The sequence below is a fragment of the Streptomyces sp. ISL-10 genome, assembly GCF_018614575.1.
Lineage (GTDB): Bacteria > Actinomycetota > Actinomycetes > Streptomycetales > Streptomycetaceae > Streptomyces.
Genome location: NZ_JAGGOJ010000048.1, coordinates 11,977 through 27,029, shown reverse-complemented (window position 1 = coordinate 27,029; position 15,053 = coordinate 11,977). Strand labels below are relative to the sequence as shown.

The window sequence follows — 15,053 nt, the reverse complement described above, 5'->3', positions numbered from 1 at the left end:
CCGTCAGGCGACGGTCGGCCCGGACTCCTGCATGCCGTGGACGGCGGGGACGGTGCCGAGCCGGCCCTTCTGGAAGTCCTCGAAGGCCTGCTGGAGCTCCTCGCGCGTGTTCATCACGAACGGCCCGTAGTGCGCCATGGGTTCCCGGATCGGCGCCCCGCCCAGCAGCACGATCTCCAGGTCCCCGCTGTGCGAGCCGTTCTGGGTGTCGTCGGCCCACACGGTGAGCGCACCCCCGGCGCCGAACACCGCGGTCTGGCCCATGTGGACCGGCCGCCGCTCCTCGCCGACCGCGCCGCGGCCGGCCAGCACGTAGGCCAGGCCGTTGAAGTCCTCGCGCCACGGCAGCCGGACCTGCGCGCCCGGGCGCAGCGTCGCGTGGATCATCGTGATCGGGGTGTGGGTGATGCCGGGTCCCTCATGGCCGTCCAGCTCACCGGCGATGACCCGCAGCAGTGCACCTCCGTCGGCCGAGGTCAGCAGCCGGACGTGACCGCCGCGGATGTCCTGGTAACGGGGGTTCATCATCTTGTCCTTGGCGGGCAGGTTCACCCAAAGCTGGAGCCCGTGGAACAGCCCGCCGGACAGGACGAGCTGCTCGGGCGGCGCCTCGATGTGCAGCAGGCCGGAACCGGCGGTCATCCACTGGGTGTCGCCGTTCTGGATGGTGCCGCCGCCCCCGTTGCTGTCCTGGTGGACGAAGGTCCCGTCGATCAGGTAGGTGACGGTCTCGAAGCCGCGGTGGGGGTGCCAGGGGGTGCCCTTCGGCTCTCCGGGCGCGTAGTCCACCTCGCCCATCTGGTCCATCATGATGAACGGGTCGAGGTGGCGGTAGTTGATCCCGGCGAAGGCGCGCCGCACCGGAAAGCCTTCCCCTTCGAAGCCGCTGGGCGCGGTGATCACGGTGAGCACGGGCCGCTGGACGGCATCGGCGGGCGCGGCGACGCGCGGCAGGGTGAGCGGGTTCTCGACAGTCACTGCGGGCATGGCGGGACCTCCTTGTGCGACGAGCTTAGTTGAATCCTGAACTTCCTGCCATCGGGAACGACGAACGCCCGGGAGGAATTCCTCCCGGGCGCCCCGGATTCACCAGCCTGCCCGCCGGCCCTTACCCGTACATCCGGCGCATCGCGAAATCGACCATCTGCTCCACGGCCTTCGCGTCGAAGACCATCCGGTGATCACCCTCCATGTCGAGCACGAAGCCGTACCCCGTCGGCAGGAGGTCGATCACCTCGGCGCCGGTGATGACGAAGTACTTGGAGTCCTTGCCCGCGTACCGGCGCAGCTCCTTGAGCGAGGTGAACATGGGGATGACCGGCTGCTGGGTGTTGTGCAGCGCCAGGAAGCCGGGGTTGTCACCACGCGGGCAGTACACCTTCGAGGTCGCGAAGACCTGCTGGAAGTCCTCGGCCGACAGCGAACCCGTCGTGAAGGCCCGCACCGCGTCGGCCAGGGACGGCGGCGACGGCTCGGGGTACAGCGGCTGCTCTCCGTAGGAGGGCTGCTGCGGCACGTACTGCTGCTGCTGTGCGCCCGGGGTCTGGTCGTAGCCGTACATGCACGCAAGAGTAACGAGTCACATGTGCCCCGAGAGGGGTTGCATCTTATTACCGACGGGTAGCATCATCGAAGCTACTTACTGGTACGTGGACGACAAGTCCATCTTCCGATCATTAACGGAGCCGTCGCCATGGGGCACTACAAGTCGAATCTCCGCGACATCGAGTTCAACCTCTTCGAGGTCCTCGGACGCGACAAGCTGTACGGCACCGGCCCGTTCGCGGAGATGGACGTCGACACCGCCAAGTCGATCCTCGAGGAGATTGCCCGCCTCGCGGAGAACGAGCTGGCCGAATCCTTCGCCGATGCCGACCGCAACCCGCCGGTGTTCGACCCGGCCACCAACACCGCGCCCGTCCCGGCGAGCTTCAAGAAGAGCTACAAGGCCTTCATGGACTCGGAGTACTGGCGCCTCGGCCTGCCCGAGGAGATCGGCGGCACCGTCTCGCCCCGCTCCCTGATCTGGTCCTACGCGGAGCTGCTGCTCGGCTCGAACCCGGCTGTCTGGATGTACTCCTCCGGCCCGGCCTTCGCCGGCGTCCTCTTCGACGAGGGCAACGAGGCGCAGAAGAAGATCGCCGAGATAGCCGTCGAGAAGCGCTGGGGCTCCACCATGGTCCTCACCGAGCCGGACGCCGGCTCGGACGTCGGCGCCGGCCGCACCAAGGCGATCCAGCAGGAGGACGGCTCCTGGCACATCGAGGGCGTGAAGCGCTTCATCACCTCCGGTGAGCACGACATGGAGGAGAACATCCTTCACTACGTGCTGGCCCGCCCCGAGGGTGCCGGTCCGGGCACCAAGGGCCTGTCCCTCTTCCTCGTCCCGAAGTACCACTTCGACTGGGAGACCGGCGAGCTGGGCGAGCGCAACGGCGTGTACGCGACGAACGTCGAGCACAAGATGGGCCTCAAGGCCTCCAACACCTGCGAGATGACCTTCGGCGACCAGCACCCCGCCAAGGGCTGGCTGATCGGCGACAAGCACGACGGCATCCGCCAGATGTTCATGATCATCGAGTTCGCCCGGATGATGGTCGGCACGAAGGCCATCGCCACGCTCTCCACCGGCTACCTGAACGCTCTGGAGTACGCCAAGGAGCGCGTCCAGGGCCCCGACCTGAAGAACTTCGCGGACAAGACCGCGCCCAAGGTCACCATCACCCACCACCCCGACGTGCGCCGCTCCCTGATGACGCAGAAGGCGTACGCCGAAGGCATGCGCGCCCTGGTGCTCTACACCGCCTCCATCCAGGACGAGATCGCAGCCAAGGAGGCCGCCGGCGAGGACGCCAAGGCACTCGTCGCGCTGAACGACCTGCTGCTGCCGATCGTCAAGGGCTACGGCTCCGAGAAGTCCTACGAGCAGCTGGCCCAGTCCCTGCAGACCTTCGGCGGCTCTGGCTACCTGCAGGAGTACCCGGTCGAGCAGTACATCCGCGACGCCAAGATCGACACCCTCTACGAGGGCACCACGGCGATCCAGGGCCAGGACTACTTCTTCCGGAAGATCGTCCGCGACCAGGGCCAGGCGCTGAACACCCTGTCCGAGGAGATCAAGAAGTTCCTCGCCGTCGGCACCGGCGGCGACGAGCTCGCCCCGGCCCGCGAAGCGCTCGCCAAGGCGGCCGTCGACCTGGAGGCGATCGTCGGCACCATGACGAACGACCTGATCGCCACGGGCGAGGACGTCAAGAACATCTACAAGGTCGGCCTCAACACCACCCGCTTGCTGATGGCCTCCGGTGACGTCGTCGTCGCCTACCTGCTGCTGCGCGGCGCCGCCGTGGCCGCGGAGAAGCTGCAGACCGCGTCCGCCAAGGACGTGCCGTTCTACCAGGGCAAGATCGCGGCCGCGAAGTTCTTCGCCGCCAACGTCCTGCCGGGCGTCTCCGTCGAGCGGGCGCTCGCCGAGAACGTCGACGGCTCGCTGATGGACCTGGACGAGGCCGCTTTCTGACCTCTTCTCGAGGCTCGGTTCGCCCCACCTCGGCACCTTTCGGCACAGGGCCGTCGCCCGGCTTCATCGGGCGGCGGCCCTGCCGCGTCGACCGCCGCGGCGGAGCCCGGCGCGCCGCCCACCTGGGGAGCCGCTCATCGGCAAACGGCGCACAGACACCCCTCGTTAAGGTGAACCCATGAGCAGCGCATCCCCCCGCTTCGACCGCGGCCACACCGACGACCTGATGTCCTTCCTCACGGCCGCGCCCTCGCCGTACCACGCGGTGGCCGAGGCCGCCGAGCGGCTGGAGAAGGCAGGCTTCCGCCAACTGCTGGAGACCGATGCCTGGGACGGCGCTGCCGGCGGCAGGTACGTGCTGCGCGGCGGTGCGCTGATCGCCTGGTACGTACCGGAAGGAGCCTCCCCCCACACCCCCTTCCGTATCGTCGGCGCCCACACCGACTCCCCCAACCTGCGCGTCAAGCCCCTGCCGGACACCGGCTCCCACGGCTGGCGGCAGATCGCCGTCGAGATCTACGGTGGAACGCTCCTCAACACCTGGCTCGACCGCGACCTGGGCCTGGCCGGCCGACTGACCCTGCGCGGGGGCACCTCCCCGGCCGGAGGCTCTGGGAGAGGATCCCACCGGCTCGTCAACATCGACCGACCGCTGCTCCGCGTCCCCCAGCTCGCCGTCCACCTCGACCGCTCGGTCAACACCGATGGCCTCAAGCTGGACCGCCAGCGCCACATGCAGCCCGTCTGGGGCCTCGGCGACGTCGAGGAAGGCGACCTGATCCGCTTCCTGGAGCAGGAGGCCGGCATCGGCGAGGGCGAGATCACCGGATGGGACCTGATGGTCCACGCCGTCGAACCGCCCGCCTACCTCGGCCGCGACCGCGAGCTCCTGGCCGGCCCCCGCCTGGACAACCTCGTCTCCGTGCACGCCGGCACGGCCGCCCTCAGCGCGGTCTCCGCGGGCGGCGACCTGCCGTGCATCCCCGTCCTCGCCGCCTTCGACCACGAGGAGAACGGCTCACAGTCCGACACCGGCGCCGAGGGCCCGCTGCTCGGCTCGGTGCTGGAGCGTTCGGTGTTCTCGCGCGGCGGCACCCTGGAGGACCGGGCCCGCGCCCTCGCCGGGACGATCTGCCTGTCCTCCGACACCGGCCACGCCGTGCACCCCAACTACGCCGAACGCCACGACCCCACGCACCACCCCCGCACCAACGGCGGCCCCATCCTCAAGGTCAACGTCAACCAGCGCTACGCCACCGACGGCAGCGGCCGGGCCGTGTTCGCCGCGGCCTGCGAGAAGGCCGGGGTGCCGTGGCAGACGTTCGTGTCGAACAACGCGATGCCCTGCGGCACCACGATCGGCCCCATCACCGCGGCCCGGCACGGCATCACGACCGTGGACATCGGCGTCGCCATCCTCTCGATGCACAGCGCACGCGAGCTGTGCGGCGCGGACGACCCCTACCTGCTGGCGAACGCGCTGGCGGCGTTCCTGGAGGGCTGAGCCGCAGCACGGGTGGGCCCACCCCTGGCGGGCCCCCACTTCTCCCCTCCGCTACTGCTGGTCCAGGCCCGCGAGGACAAGCGGCAGCCGCGACGCGCCGCCCTCGGTCACCCGGACCGGAACACCCCAGTCCTGCTGATGGACATGGCAGGCCGGGTACTCGTTCGCCGGGTCGTCGTCGCAGGACGCCGCCATCGCGGAGACATGCAGCACGCCCTCGGTGATCTCCGGGTTCAGCTCCAGCTCCCGGGTCAGATCCGTCCCCGCGCCCCCGCCCGTGAGCAGCAGCTCTTCCGGCGTGGCGGAGACCAGCAGCCGGGTCGAGGGCCCGTACCGCGTGTCCAGCTTCTGCCCGGACGGCGCCTGGAAGACCACGTCGAGCCGGAATGCCCCCGGCGCCACCTCGGTGGCCGCGCGCTGCGTGCGGTGCGCGACCGCCTCCACCCGTACGGCCTCCTCCGGCAGCCGCAGCCGCGTCAGCCGGTGCCGGGCCGACTCCACGACCATGATGTCGTCCCCGACGAGCACCGCCCCGCTCGGCTCGCGCAGGTCGGTGGCCAGCGTCGTGACCTCGTTCGTCGCCGGATCGAAGCGGCGCAGCGCATGGTTGTACGTGTCACTGATCGCCACCGAGCCGTCGGGCAGCGCGGTGACCCCCAGCGGGTGCTGGAGCAGCGCCTGGCCGGCCTCCCCGTCGCGGTGCCCGAAGTCGAACAGGCCGGTGCCGACGGCCGTGTGCACCCGCATGTCCCGGTCGACGAAACGGACCGCGGACGTCTCCGAGTCGGCGATCCACAGCCGGTCCCCGCCCGCGGCGAGGCCGGACGGCTGCGCGAACCACGCCTGAGCCACCGGCCCGTCGACCAGGCCCTCGTTGGTCGTGCCCGCCGCGACCTGCACGGTGCCCGCCTCGGGGTCGTACGTCCACAGCTGGTGCACCCCGGCCATCGCGATCCACAGCCTGCCGTCCCACCAGGCCACGTCCCACGGCGAGGACAGCGACACCTCGCGCGCGGGCCCCGACGTGGGCGAGCCCTGCATCCACTGCTTCCCGGTGCCGGCGAGCAGCTCGATCGCGCCGGAGACAGGGTCGTACACGCGGATGGCGTGGTTCACGGTGTCCGCGACGGCGACGCGACCGTCGGGAAGCAGCGCGAGCCCCTGCGGCTCGTTGAACTCGCCGTCCCCGATGCGCCGCACGACACTCTCGCCGTCCGGCTCCAGCTCCACGAGCTGATGCCGGGTCGAGTCCGACACGAGGAAGTTGCCCGAGGGCAGCAGCAGCGCCTTGCCGGGGAAACGCAGATCGGTGGCCACGGGCTCGGGCGCCACATAGGGCCCGTCCCCGCGCCGCAGCGTCCCCTTGGCCGCGTGCTCGGCCTCCAGCTCCTCGACGAGCCTTTCGATGGCATGCGCATGCCCCTCACCCGCGTGCTGGGCGACGATGTACCCCTCGGGATCGATGACGACGAGCGTGGGCCAGGCCCGCACGGCGTACTGCTTCCAGGTGGCGAGCTCGGGGTCGTCGAGGACGGGGTGATGGACCTGGTACCGCTCGACGGCGTCCACGACGGCCTGATGCTCGGCCTCGTGGACGAACTTCGGCGAGTGCATCCCGACGATCACGACGGTGTCGCGGTGCTTCTCCTCCAGCTCACGGAGCTCGTCGAGGACATGAAGGCAGTTGATGCAGCAGAATGTCCAGAAATCCAAGATCAATACGCGGCCTCGGAAGTCGGCGAGCTTCAGATCCTTGCCGCCGGTGTTGATCCACCCCCCTTTGCCGATCAGCTCGGGAGCACGGACACGGGCACGGCGGGGCGCGGGCGCGGGGGTGGGCGCCGAGGCGGCATCGTTCATGGTTCAAGCTTGCCATCCTGGCAGGAACGCCCGATCACACGCGTACGGCAAGGCCTTCGACAGGGGAGCGAGAGTTGGCTGCGGACGGGAACGAGACGGCTGCTGGTGAGACGGCGCGGACGGTACAGGGGTTCATGGCGCTGCGGGGGCGTACGGAGGACCGGCACGCGGCCTTTTCCAGGTGTCTGGCGGACATCGTCCTGACCCTCGGGCTCGATGTCGCCCCTGAGCCGGGACCCGGTGATCCACGCACTTGGGTGCACCGTGTCCGGGCAGCGCTGCGTGACGCCTGCCGCCACGGCGTGAACCTCTCCGAGGAGTCCTTCGACGCGCTGATCGAGGCGGCCGTCCACGATCCCGATCCGAGCTTCAACCGTCAGTTCGTCGAGCCCGCTCTGAACGCGTTCGGGCACATGCGCGTCCGAACCGCACTGCTCGGGTACCTGCGGACGGGCACGGACCGTGAGCGCGCGGGCGCCGCGCGGGCCTGGTACTGGTCGGCCCTGCCCCCGCGGATGCCCCTCGTACGGGCGGAGGATCCCGACGCCGCCGGCCGGCCGGAGCCCGAAGACGGCCCGGCCATGGTGGCCGAGTGGAACGAGGCCGCTCTGCGCGAGTTCGTGAGCAATGAGCACCTGGACGTCCGGCGCTGCATCCTCCCGGGACTGCCGCTCCGCAAGTCGGCATACCCGCCGGAGCTGCACGAGCTGGTGGACGCGGCGGTGGCGACAGCCCGGTCCCATCCGGACGACTACCTCCGCCACCGCGTGGAACACCAGGTCGGCGACTGACACCCCGCCGGGTGACCCGTCAGGTGTCCGGTCCGAACCCGTGTGCCGGATGCCGGTCACCTGTGCTCAGCCGGCCGCCCTTGCCGATCAGCTCCGGGCCCGAACGCGTGCACGTGCAGCCGCGACCCCCATCCAGCAGCACGTGCGGGGGTACTCATTGCGCCATGAAATATGTGGTGCGGGACAAGATCTTCGCCGTCGGCGACGACTACTGGATCGACGACGAGCACGGCCGGCACGCGTTCCTCGTGGACGGCAAGGCGCTGCGGCTGCGGGACACCCTGGAGCTCAAGGATCGAAACGGGGACGTGCTGATCACGCTGCGCCGGAAGCTGCTCGGCCTGCGCGGCGCGATGACGATCGAGCGGGACGGGGCGGAACTCGCCACGATCCGCAGGAAGCGGCTGTCGCTGCTGCGCAACCACTACCGGGTGACGCTCGCCGAGGGCACGGAGCTGGACGTCAGCGGGCGGATCCTCGACCGGGAGTTCGCCGTCGAGTACGAGGGCGAACTCCTGGCGCACATCTCGCGCAGGTGGCTGACGCTGCGGGACACGTACGGCGTGGACGTCGTACGGGAGGACGCCGACGCGGCGCTGCTGATCGCGGTGGCGGTGTGCGTGATCCGGATGGCGGAAAAGGAGCGCGAGGACGGGTAGCGCCTGGCGAAGCGATCTTGCCGACGGGGCCGGCGGGGGCGGTGTGCGCAGCTTCGGTCAGCTGCGCGGGGAAGCGCCGTCCCGCGGTCGGTACGGCGGGACGGCGCTTCTGCGCACCGAACGGATATGGCCGCGGCCTTCAGCCACCATCGACGTAGGCGCGCGCTGCCACCATGACATCCCGGTAGCGACCGTCCGCGATCACTACGAGTGGGGCTTCGTCCTCCAGCTGAGGGTTCATTCCGATCAGCCAGGCGCGGGCGGTGTAAAGGCTTTCGGCATCCTGAATGAGCTGGAACACCTGAAGGGCCGCGCGCAGCCGGTCCTCGGCGTCCTGACGGGGCTTCGTTTCGCCCGATGCCCACTTGCCGATCTGCCGCGGATCGCTGATGTTGGTGATCCGCGCCGTGAGGCGCTGGCCGAGGTTGTCCTGCAGGAAGCGCGCGATGTCGGCGATGGACATGCGCACGGTGGCTGCATGGGCCCGTTCGGCGCTGGCCGCACTCTTCGCGGGTGCAGGGTTGTTGACGGTAGGCATGGCTGTGTCTCCCTCGTGTCCTGACTGCGCGCCGAGCTCTTGGAAGCACTGGTCGCGTGTCAGACAGCGGGTGCAGGCGTTTGACCGCGGGTGGTTCGCCCGCTTGCACGCCTGATCCAGGACAGGCTGGGCCCACTGCCGCAGAACTGATGTGACGCTTCTGAGAGGGGGATCCGGGGGGAAGCGTGACCTCTACGGATCCTGCAGGCGCTGGGCGCCACTGGTCAGCATGGCTGCATACCGGTCTTGGACAGAGATCCGGTGCAGGGCTTGCTGTCAGGCGACAGGCTGGGCGCCGACGTGTCGGGGGACCGGCCGGCCGGCGAGCTTGTCAGGGGTGCCGCTCCCAACGGCTGGAGCAACGCGATCGTGAGGCTGTCGGCCGCCGATGGTAAGCAACTCATGAGTGTCTTCATTGGTCCTCCTCAGTAGTCGATGAGTGAAGGCTACCCATTATCCCCCCCTAACTCCACCATTTTTGCGCCGTGTTCATTGTGCTGACGTCTCGTCAAGGCAGGCTGCCCTGCGCGTGAACAAAACCTGACGTGCGGTTCTCTCCTCTCGTCGGCGGCCTGAGACCACGCGCAGGCCGCAGACAGTTCGCCCGTTCGGGCCACGGTTTTGACGGAGGTTTCCTGGTGGCCGGGGAGTACGGGTCCCTTGGCAGGGTCACCGGATGGTCAGGCCGTACTCCTCGGCGACGCTGCGCAGGCCGTCCGTTTCGGGCCAGATGGGTTGGGACTCGACTTCTTCCAGATCGACGTCGCTGAAGATGGCCCAGCACTGACGCATCCCGAAACGGGAGCGGTAGGCGATGCCGTGGATGAGCCGGCCCTGCTCCGCTGTCCGTTGAGCTATCGCCCAGGCGGCGATCTGTCGCGTCACTCTGCGGTTCGGCCCCTGGATGTGCTCGGCGGTCAGACCGTCGACACCCAGTTCCGCCAGCTGCTGCTTGAGTTCCAGTGACAACATGCGGAGGTTCTGCTCGTCATCGACATCCAGGAACCGGGCCTCCTTGGCGGGCTGGAGCCGCACCAGAGTGTGGCGGGTGCGCCAGTCCTGGGGCAGGTTGCCGGGTGTCATGTAGTACGGCTCCTGCCAGTCGTCCCCGATGATCGCGCGCAGTCCGGGCTCCACACGGAACGGCGCGAGGGCTTCGGCGAAGCAGCCGTCCAGTTCGGAGGCGCAGTACAGGGTGCCGTAGCTCACGAGGCTCCACCTGTTGCCGCCGGAGCGCCGATCGTCCTCGGGGCTGATCTTGTTGTACTTGAGCGGCTCCTTGGCCTTTCCCAGACGCCAGACGCCGTCCTCGGGGGCCGGTATGAGACACGCCTCTAAGCCGGTGCCCTCGTTCATTCGTCACTCCTCACTCCAACGGGCTGGGAAGGGGCGCACCCGCCGGTCTCACACAGTGCCTGCCTCCGCGCGCGGTCTCAGGGGACGCGTGAACACTCCGCCGTCCGCCGCACAGGGCATGAACGATCATTCTCTGCTACCGAGGCAGCAAGCAGCAGCAATCTTGCGCATTCCATCAGGGGCGCACAAAGGACCTGAGGGGGCGCACGCATGTCAGCCGTCCGCCAGTCCTTCCAGATCGTTCACCGACAGGGCGAGAACGGCGACCCCGGCTTCTCCCCCGACGGCAACGACGATCTGCCGGTGGTCCCGGCCTGAGACCTGGACGGACAGTGTCCGCACGCGGCTGCCGGTGGCCAGTTGCAGCACGCACCGCGATGCGCAGGCGTCCCAGAATCGGATCGTGCCGTCCCGGCCGGCGCTCGCCACGTAGGGGCGTGGTGCGCCGTCGTCCCGGTGGACGGACCATGTCGCGAGGGCGTCGACGGCGTCCGAGTGCCCTCGCAGCGGGTCGCACACGGGCTCGTGCGTGACCAGGTTCCACAGGCCCACAGTCCCGTCGTCGCCGCCGCTCGCCACGTAAGGAGGCAGCGAGGACTGCGAAGCGTTCAGGGCCAGGGCGTTGATGACTCCCTGCCTGCAGGGAAGGACCCTCACGGGCGCCTCATCGCGTCCTTGCCGGATGCGAACCGTTCCGTCGGTGCTTCCGGAGGCGAACCAGTCCCTGCCGTCCCCGGTCGCCGCAGCCACGGCGCGGACACTGTGGAAATGGCGCCACTGTCGCAGTTGTCGCCCGGTGTCGAGATCCCACATCCGGGCCGTGCAGTCGTCGCTGCCGCTGACGGCCACCCGTCGTCCGTCCCCTGTCGGACAGGCGGCGAGCGCCCGCACCGGCTGGGCGTGTCCTGTGAGGGTCTTGTCTGTCAGGTGTCCGTTCGCCGGATCCCACATGCGGACGGAGTGGTCCGCCGCCGCCCAGAGGAGCACCTCATTCCCACCGGCTGCCCCTGGCGCCCATGCGAGTGCCCGTACCGGCGGCTCGGGGTAGATGCTCACCGGCTCGACAGACGTGGCGCTGCCGATGTCCCAGACCTGCACCTGAGAGGTGGCGTAGCTGACGGCAAGACGCGCCGCCGTCCCCGGCTCCTCGATGAAGGCGGCTGTCACGGCTCCGGGGGCCGAGAGGGAGCCGGCCAGGGTCCGCCCCACCATGTGTGCGTCCCAGAACCGCACCGTGCTGTCCCAGGCGATGGAGACCAGCCGCGAGGAGTCGCCGTCAGGCATCGTGCACAGCGCGGTGACGGTGTCCGCGTGGCCGTCCAGCCGGCCCGCCCACTGCTCCGATCCGATGTCCCACAGGTCGATCGACGAGCCGGAGGTGACTGCGGCCAGGAGATCGACGCCGTCGACGCGCAGCATGGCCATGGACGTCACGGGGTCTCCCTGGCCCGGGAAGGTGACACCCGCTCCCGCCTCCGCGTCCCACACGCGGATGGAGCCGTCGCTGTGGCCGGAGATCACCCGCCCGGGAACCGCCGTACCGGCAAGAGTCCTGATGGGCGTGTCGACGGCATGCTCGTGCAGCAGGCGGTGGCCTTCGATGTCCCACACCTTCAGCGTGGCGCCCGCTCCCACCAGCAACTGCCGACCGTCGACGCCGGTGGTGAGAGCGAGGGTGAATGCGGCGGGCTCCCGTGGGTGCGCGCTCATGTCGCCGAGGCGTCGCTGCCCGGACCCCTGCCGCCACTCGGTCACTGCTCCCTCTCCGTCGACCGCGACGACCACCAGGCCCCCGTCTTTCCGGTATCCCGTGAGGTCGGCCGTCCAGGTGTTCCCCGGAAGGCGCTCGTGGCTGACGAGTGTGCCCTCAGCGGTGTCCCAGACACGCACCGTGCCATCCGTGCTGCCGGATACGAGAGCGTCTGCGCCGGCGGAGTCGGGAACGAACAGCAGGTTCCGTACGGCTCCGTCATGGGCGGGCACACGGTCTCCGACGGCGCTGCCGGTCAAGGCGTCGATCAGCTCGATCGCCCCCGACTCGCCGCCGATGGCGAGCCGTTGGCCGCCGTCAGCGCCTGAGATGACGGCGAGTGACCCGCTCTTGTGGCGGAGAGTCGCCAACACGTTGGAGGCGGGCGTCCATTGCGACCACAGCACGCGCACCCGCGACCCCGGAAAGGCGGCGGCCTCCGGCGGCAGGTCGGCGTGCCCGATTCCCGCATGCCACAGGGCTGTGTAGGCGAAGTGCAGGCTGGAGCACCGGGACGGCAGATCGGCCTCCTGCACATACGGTTCGACAGCCGACCATGCTGTCAGCCAGCGCCGGTCCGCGTGCCGTGGGTGCGGCAGCCGCAGCAGCCCTCTGACGCCATCGCCCGTGCTCCAGGGCAGCAGTGCGGGCGGCACATGCCCGTCGTCCAGTACCCCGCCCAGGGCGGCATGCTGAGCCAGGTACCGAGTCAGATACGGATGCGGCGTGGTCATCGCCCCGGCACCGGCGAGCCGGGCCAGAGCTGCCGCGATCACGGCATGCGTCCGCCGTTCCGCGTCCGCGGGTCTTTCCGCCTCGTCCGGATTCATTCGCCTGCCCCCCTGTGTACTGGGCTGTCACCGCCATCGACGGAGGACGGCCGCCAATTGCTCGTGCGCCGGCCGGTACACGACGCGATCGTCCTCGGTGTCATGAGTGAGATACCCGGCGATGCGGCTTTCCAGAAGCCGCCGGATCTTCTCGTCCGCCTGCTTGATCGGCGCGCCGAGCAGCGCCTCCGCCACAGCCGGCCAGAGCTGGGCCCAGGGCATCCCCCGCCCCAGCCCGAAGGCGGTGGCGCGCAGCAGCGCCACGGCTTCCGCCTTGTCCAGTCCGTCGTCGGCGATCATGTCGAGATCCTGCTCCAGGATTCCTGCCGTGCCGCGGTCCAGCTGCGAGAACCACAGCGGGTCGCTCAACAGCGCCTCGCCTCCGCTGCGGCGCAGTTGCTCCGCTGCCAGGCGGGCGTCGAGGAACGATCGACCCACGTGGGCGGCCACGCGGGCGGCGGCCGAATCCACCGCCGCCGCATCCGTGTCCAGGGCCGTGCCGGAAAGCAGAGCGGTGATGTAGGCGGCGACGTCGGTCAGAGCCGATTCACCGTCAGTCCGCAGAACCTCTGCCCGGGGGAAGGCGTGTCGTAATTCCCCGAGTAATCCACCGGATTCGGCATCGGTTATCCCGGGTTGGCCGGGGCGACTGCTGCGGATGCCGAGCAGCAGCCGAAGGCCGCGACAGGGTGCAGCCGGGGTGTCGGGCGCGAAACCGGTCGGTTGGGCGGCGTCCGGCGCGGGACAGGGTGCCTGAGCCGGGATCGTCGCCGCGCCCGAGGCGGCGGTTTGGGTGACGTGGCGAGCCAGCGGGGCGAGCACGTCACGGATGCAGGCGGTGGGATCGGAGGACTCGTCCAGGCTGTCGACCACAACGGTGACGGTGTCTCCGTCGCCGCGGAAGAAGGCCCGAAGGCCTTCCTGCCACTGGCGCAACGGGTCCAGCGCGGGTCGGCTGCGGTCGGGTTCACAGCCAAGCCGGGATCCGATGGCCTCGATGAGGCTGGTCGCGCCCCGGTTCCTCGCCGACACGGCGGCGTCCACGGACCCGGCGGGCGGTACGCCGTCGGCGGGTGCGTTGCTCACTGCCCCGGCGTAGCGGGGTGAGGAGCGGAAGGTGGGGTCGCTGAGCGTCACGGCCCGCGCCAGGACGGCGGACTTGCCACTGGCGGCGGTGCCGGTGACGACGAGGACGCCCGCAGGACCGGACAGAAAGCGGACCACTTGCCGATTGAGCTCCCGCCGTCCGGAGAAGTACCACCTTGGATCGTCACTGTCGACACGTCCGCTCGCCCGGTCGAGCCAGTACTCGAGCTCGTCATAGTCTGCGGACACCTCTTCGCGGGCCCCGGTGACCACGCGCGGCCGCGGCCGGTAGCCCGGGTTGGGCAGCGTCGGGGAGGGCACGCCCAGTCTGGCCTGCTGGACGGCTCGCGGGCCGGGCAGGGCCAGGCGCCTTTCCTCGTTCAGCCGTTCCGTGGCGTGTTCGAGGGCATGGAGAAACTCCATGGTGGACAGATGCGGACGCGTGATCCCGGCCGCATCCTGCAGCCATTCGGACGCCATGCGAAGAATCAGCGCGAACTCACGGCCCATCACCTGGGAGCGGGCGGAGGTCGTGGCGAGGACGTTCAGCGTTCCTTCGGTGCGCGTGCGTGCCAGGTCACGGACGAGGGCCTTCAGCTCGACGTCGATGCCTTCCGCCTCGCAGGTGTTGACGATCACGAGTACGTGGCGCGCCCACGAGTCGAGAGCGGCCGTCACCACCTCGTTCGTCGGCATGGCCGTCGCCAGCAGCCGAGCATGGTCCGTACCCGGCAGGATCAGAAAGTGCCGATTGGACGTGCCGATGGCGCCATGTGAGGTGATGTACACGACCAGCGGCTCGTCCTCCGCCGTTTCCCGGATGCCGGAGGTGTGCAGGAACATCTCCACTTCATGGCGCTCCTGCGGCGCGCGGAGCATTGTCTGAACGAACCCGGGCTCCATCGTGGGATCCGTACCCCACCACTGCGTCACGACGGACAGCTGCTCGTCGATGGCCTTGGCGAATTCCGGGTCGCCGTCCTCCACCGCGAGAATGACGAGCGAACCGGTGCCGCCCGCCGTCCACCCCTCCTGTCGCGTCGTCGAACCGGCCGGTCCGGCTGACCTGATCTCGCCCTGCGCCCCCTGCATGTTCTCTATTGTTCACGGCCATGAATCAACGGCCTTCACATCGCGGGAAATCCGGGGCGCAACCACC

Annotated in this window: 11 protein-coding genes; 4 read left to right on the top strand and 7 right to left on the bottom strand. The window is 69.5% G+C overall.

Annotated features, from left to right (window positions below; translation table 11 throughout):
- Nucleotides 1–3: 3 nt before the first annotated feature.
- A complete protein-coding gene (locus J7E88_RS34445; RefSeq protein WP_215187435.1) occupies nt 4–987 on the bottom strand; it encodes a pirin family protein in 984 nt (327 codons plus the stop codon).
- Between the two features lie 121 nt (nt 988–1,108).
- Nucleotides 1,109–1,561 (bottom strand): SseB family protein, encoded by a 453-nt coding sequence (locus J7E88_RS34440; RefSeq protein WP_215187434.1) that lies wholly within the window; start codon nt 1,559–1,561, stop codon nt 1,109–1,111.
- Nucleotides 1,562–1,693: 132 nt separating this feature from the next.
- Between J7E88_RS34440 and J7E88_RS34435 the strand changes: the two genes are divergently transcribed.
- Complete coding sequence (locus J7E88_RS34435) at nt 1,694–3,520, top strand: acyl-CoA dehydrogenase (RefSeq protein WP_215187433.1); 1,827 nt, start codon at nt 1,694–1,696, stop codon at nt 3,518–3,520.
- 178 nt (nt 3,521–3,698) lie between these two features.
- Nucleotides 3,699–5,024, top strand: a complete 1,326-nt coding sequence (locus J7E88_RS34430) for a M18 family aminopeptidase (RefSeq protein ID WP_215187432.1) — start codon at nt 3,699–3,701, stop codon at nt 5,022–5,024.
- A 51-nt stretch (nt 5,025–5,075) separates the two neighbouring features.
- On the opposite strand, the gene J7E88_RS34425 is transcribed toward J7E88_RS34430, so the two are convergent.
- Nucleotides 5,076–6,884 carry an NHL domain-containing thioredoxin family protein gene (locus J7E88_RS34425; RefSeq protein WP_215187431.1) on the bottom strand — a complete coding sequence of 603 codons (1,809 nt, stop codon included), beginning with the start codon at nt 6,882–6,884 and terminating at the stop codon, nt 5,076–5,078.
- A gap of 74 nt (nt 6,885–6,958) precedes the next feature.
- Here J7E88_RS34425 and J7E88_RS34420 point away from each other — a divergent pair, with 74 nt between their 5' ends.
- On the top strand, nt 6,959–7,675 hold the full coding sequence (locus J7E88_RS34420) for a hypothetical protein (RefSeq protein WP_251023636.1): 717 nt from the start codon (nt 6,959–6,961) through the stop codon (nt 7,673–7,675).
- 164 nt (nt 7,676–7,839) lie between these two features.
- Nucleotides 7,840–8,334, top strand: coding sequence for an LURP-one-related/scramblase family protein (locus J7E88_RS34415; RefSeq protein ID WP_215187430.1), 495 nt, complete (start codon nt 7,840–7,842; stop codon nt 8,332–8,334).
- 139 nt (nt 8,335–8,473) lie between these two features.
- Here J7E88_RS34415 and J7E88_RS34410 read toward each other — a convergent pair whose 3' ends face one another.
- The 4 genes from J7E88_RS34410 to J7E88_RS34395 all read right to left on the bottom strand — a co-directional run bounded on the left by J7E88_RS34410 (nt 8,474) and on the right by J7E88_RS34395 (nt 14,986).
- Nucleotides 8,474–8,872: an XRE family transcriptional regulator gene (locus J7E88_RS34410; RefSeq protein ID WP_215187429.1), complete on the bottom strand. Its 399-nt coding sequence runs from the start codon at nt 8,870–8,872 to the stop codon at nt 8,474–8,476.
- A gap of 669 nt (nt 8,873–9,541) precedes the next feature.
- The gene (locus tag J7E88_RS34405; protein WP_215187428.1) at nt 9,542–10,228 is read right to left on the bottom strand and encodes an RES family NAD+ phosphorylase; all 687 of its coding nucleotides are present in this window, start codon (nt 10,226–10,228) and stop codon (nt 9,542–9,544) included.
- 213 nt (nt 10,229–10,441) lie between these two features.
- Nucleotides 10,442–12,808 carry a WD40 repeat domain-containing protein gene (locus J7E88_RS34400; RefSeq protein WP_215187427.1) on the bottom strand — a complete coding sequence of 789 codons (2,367 nt, stop codon included), beginning with the start codon at nt 12,806–12,808 and terminating at the stop codon, nt 10,442–10,444.
- A 27-nt stretch (nt 12,809–12,835) separates the two neighbouring features.
- A complete protein-coding gene (locus J7E88_RS34395; protein ID WP_215187426.1) occupies nt 12,836–14,986 on the bottom strand; it encodes a hypothetical protein in 2,151 nt (716 codons plus the stop codon).
- Nucleotides 14,987–15,053 lie beyond the last annotated feature (67 nt).

Bases quoted from the DNA above. Each gene is read 5' to 3' on its own strand.
- J7E88_RS34445 (WP_215187435.1), bottom strand. From the start codon at position 987: ATGCCCGCAGTGACTGTCGAGAACCCGCTCACCCTGCCGCGCGTCGCC.
- J7E88_RS34440 (WP_215187434.1), bottom strand. From the start codon at position 1,561: ATGTACGGCTACGACCAGACCCCGGGCGCACAGCAGCAGCAGTACGTG.
- J7E88_RS34435 (WP_215187433.1), top strand. From the start codon at position 1,694: ATGGGGCACTACAAGTCGAATCTCCGCGACATCGAGTTCAACCTCTTC.
- J7E88_RS34430 (WP_215187432.1), top strand. From the start codon at position 3,699: ATGAGCAGCGCATCCCCCCGCTTCGACCGCGGCCACACCGACGACCTG.
- J7E88_RS34425 (WP_215187431.1), bottom strand. From the start codon at position 6,884: ATGAACGATGCCGCCTCGGCGCCCACCCCCGCGCCCGCGCCCCGCCGT.
- J7E88_RS34415 (WP_215187430.1), top strand. From the start codon at position 7,840: ATGAAATATGTGGTGCGGGACAAGATCTTCGCCGTCGGCGACGACTAC.
- J7E88_RS34410 (WP_215187429.1), bottom strand. From the start codon at position 8,872: ATGCCTACCGTCAACAACCCTGCACCCGCGAAGAGTGCGGCCAGCGCC.
- J7E88_RS34405 (WP_215187428.1), bottom strand. From the start codon at position 10,228: ATGAACGAGGGCACCGGCTTAGAGGCGTGTCTCATACCGGCCCCCGAG.
- J7E88_RS34400 (WP_215187427.1), bottom strand. From the start codon at position 12,808: ATGAATCCGGACGAGGCGGAAAGACCCGCGGACGCGGAACGGCGGACG.
- J7E88_RS34395 (WP_215187426.1), bottom strand. From the start codon at position 14,986: ATGCAGGGGGCGCAGGGCGAGATCAGGTCAGCCGGACCGGCCGGTTCG.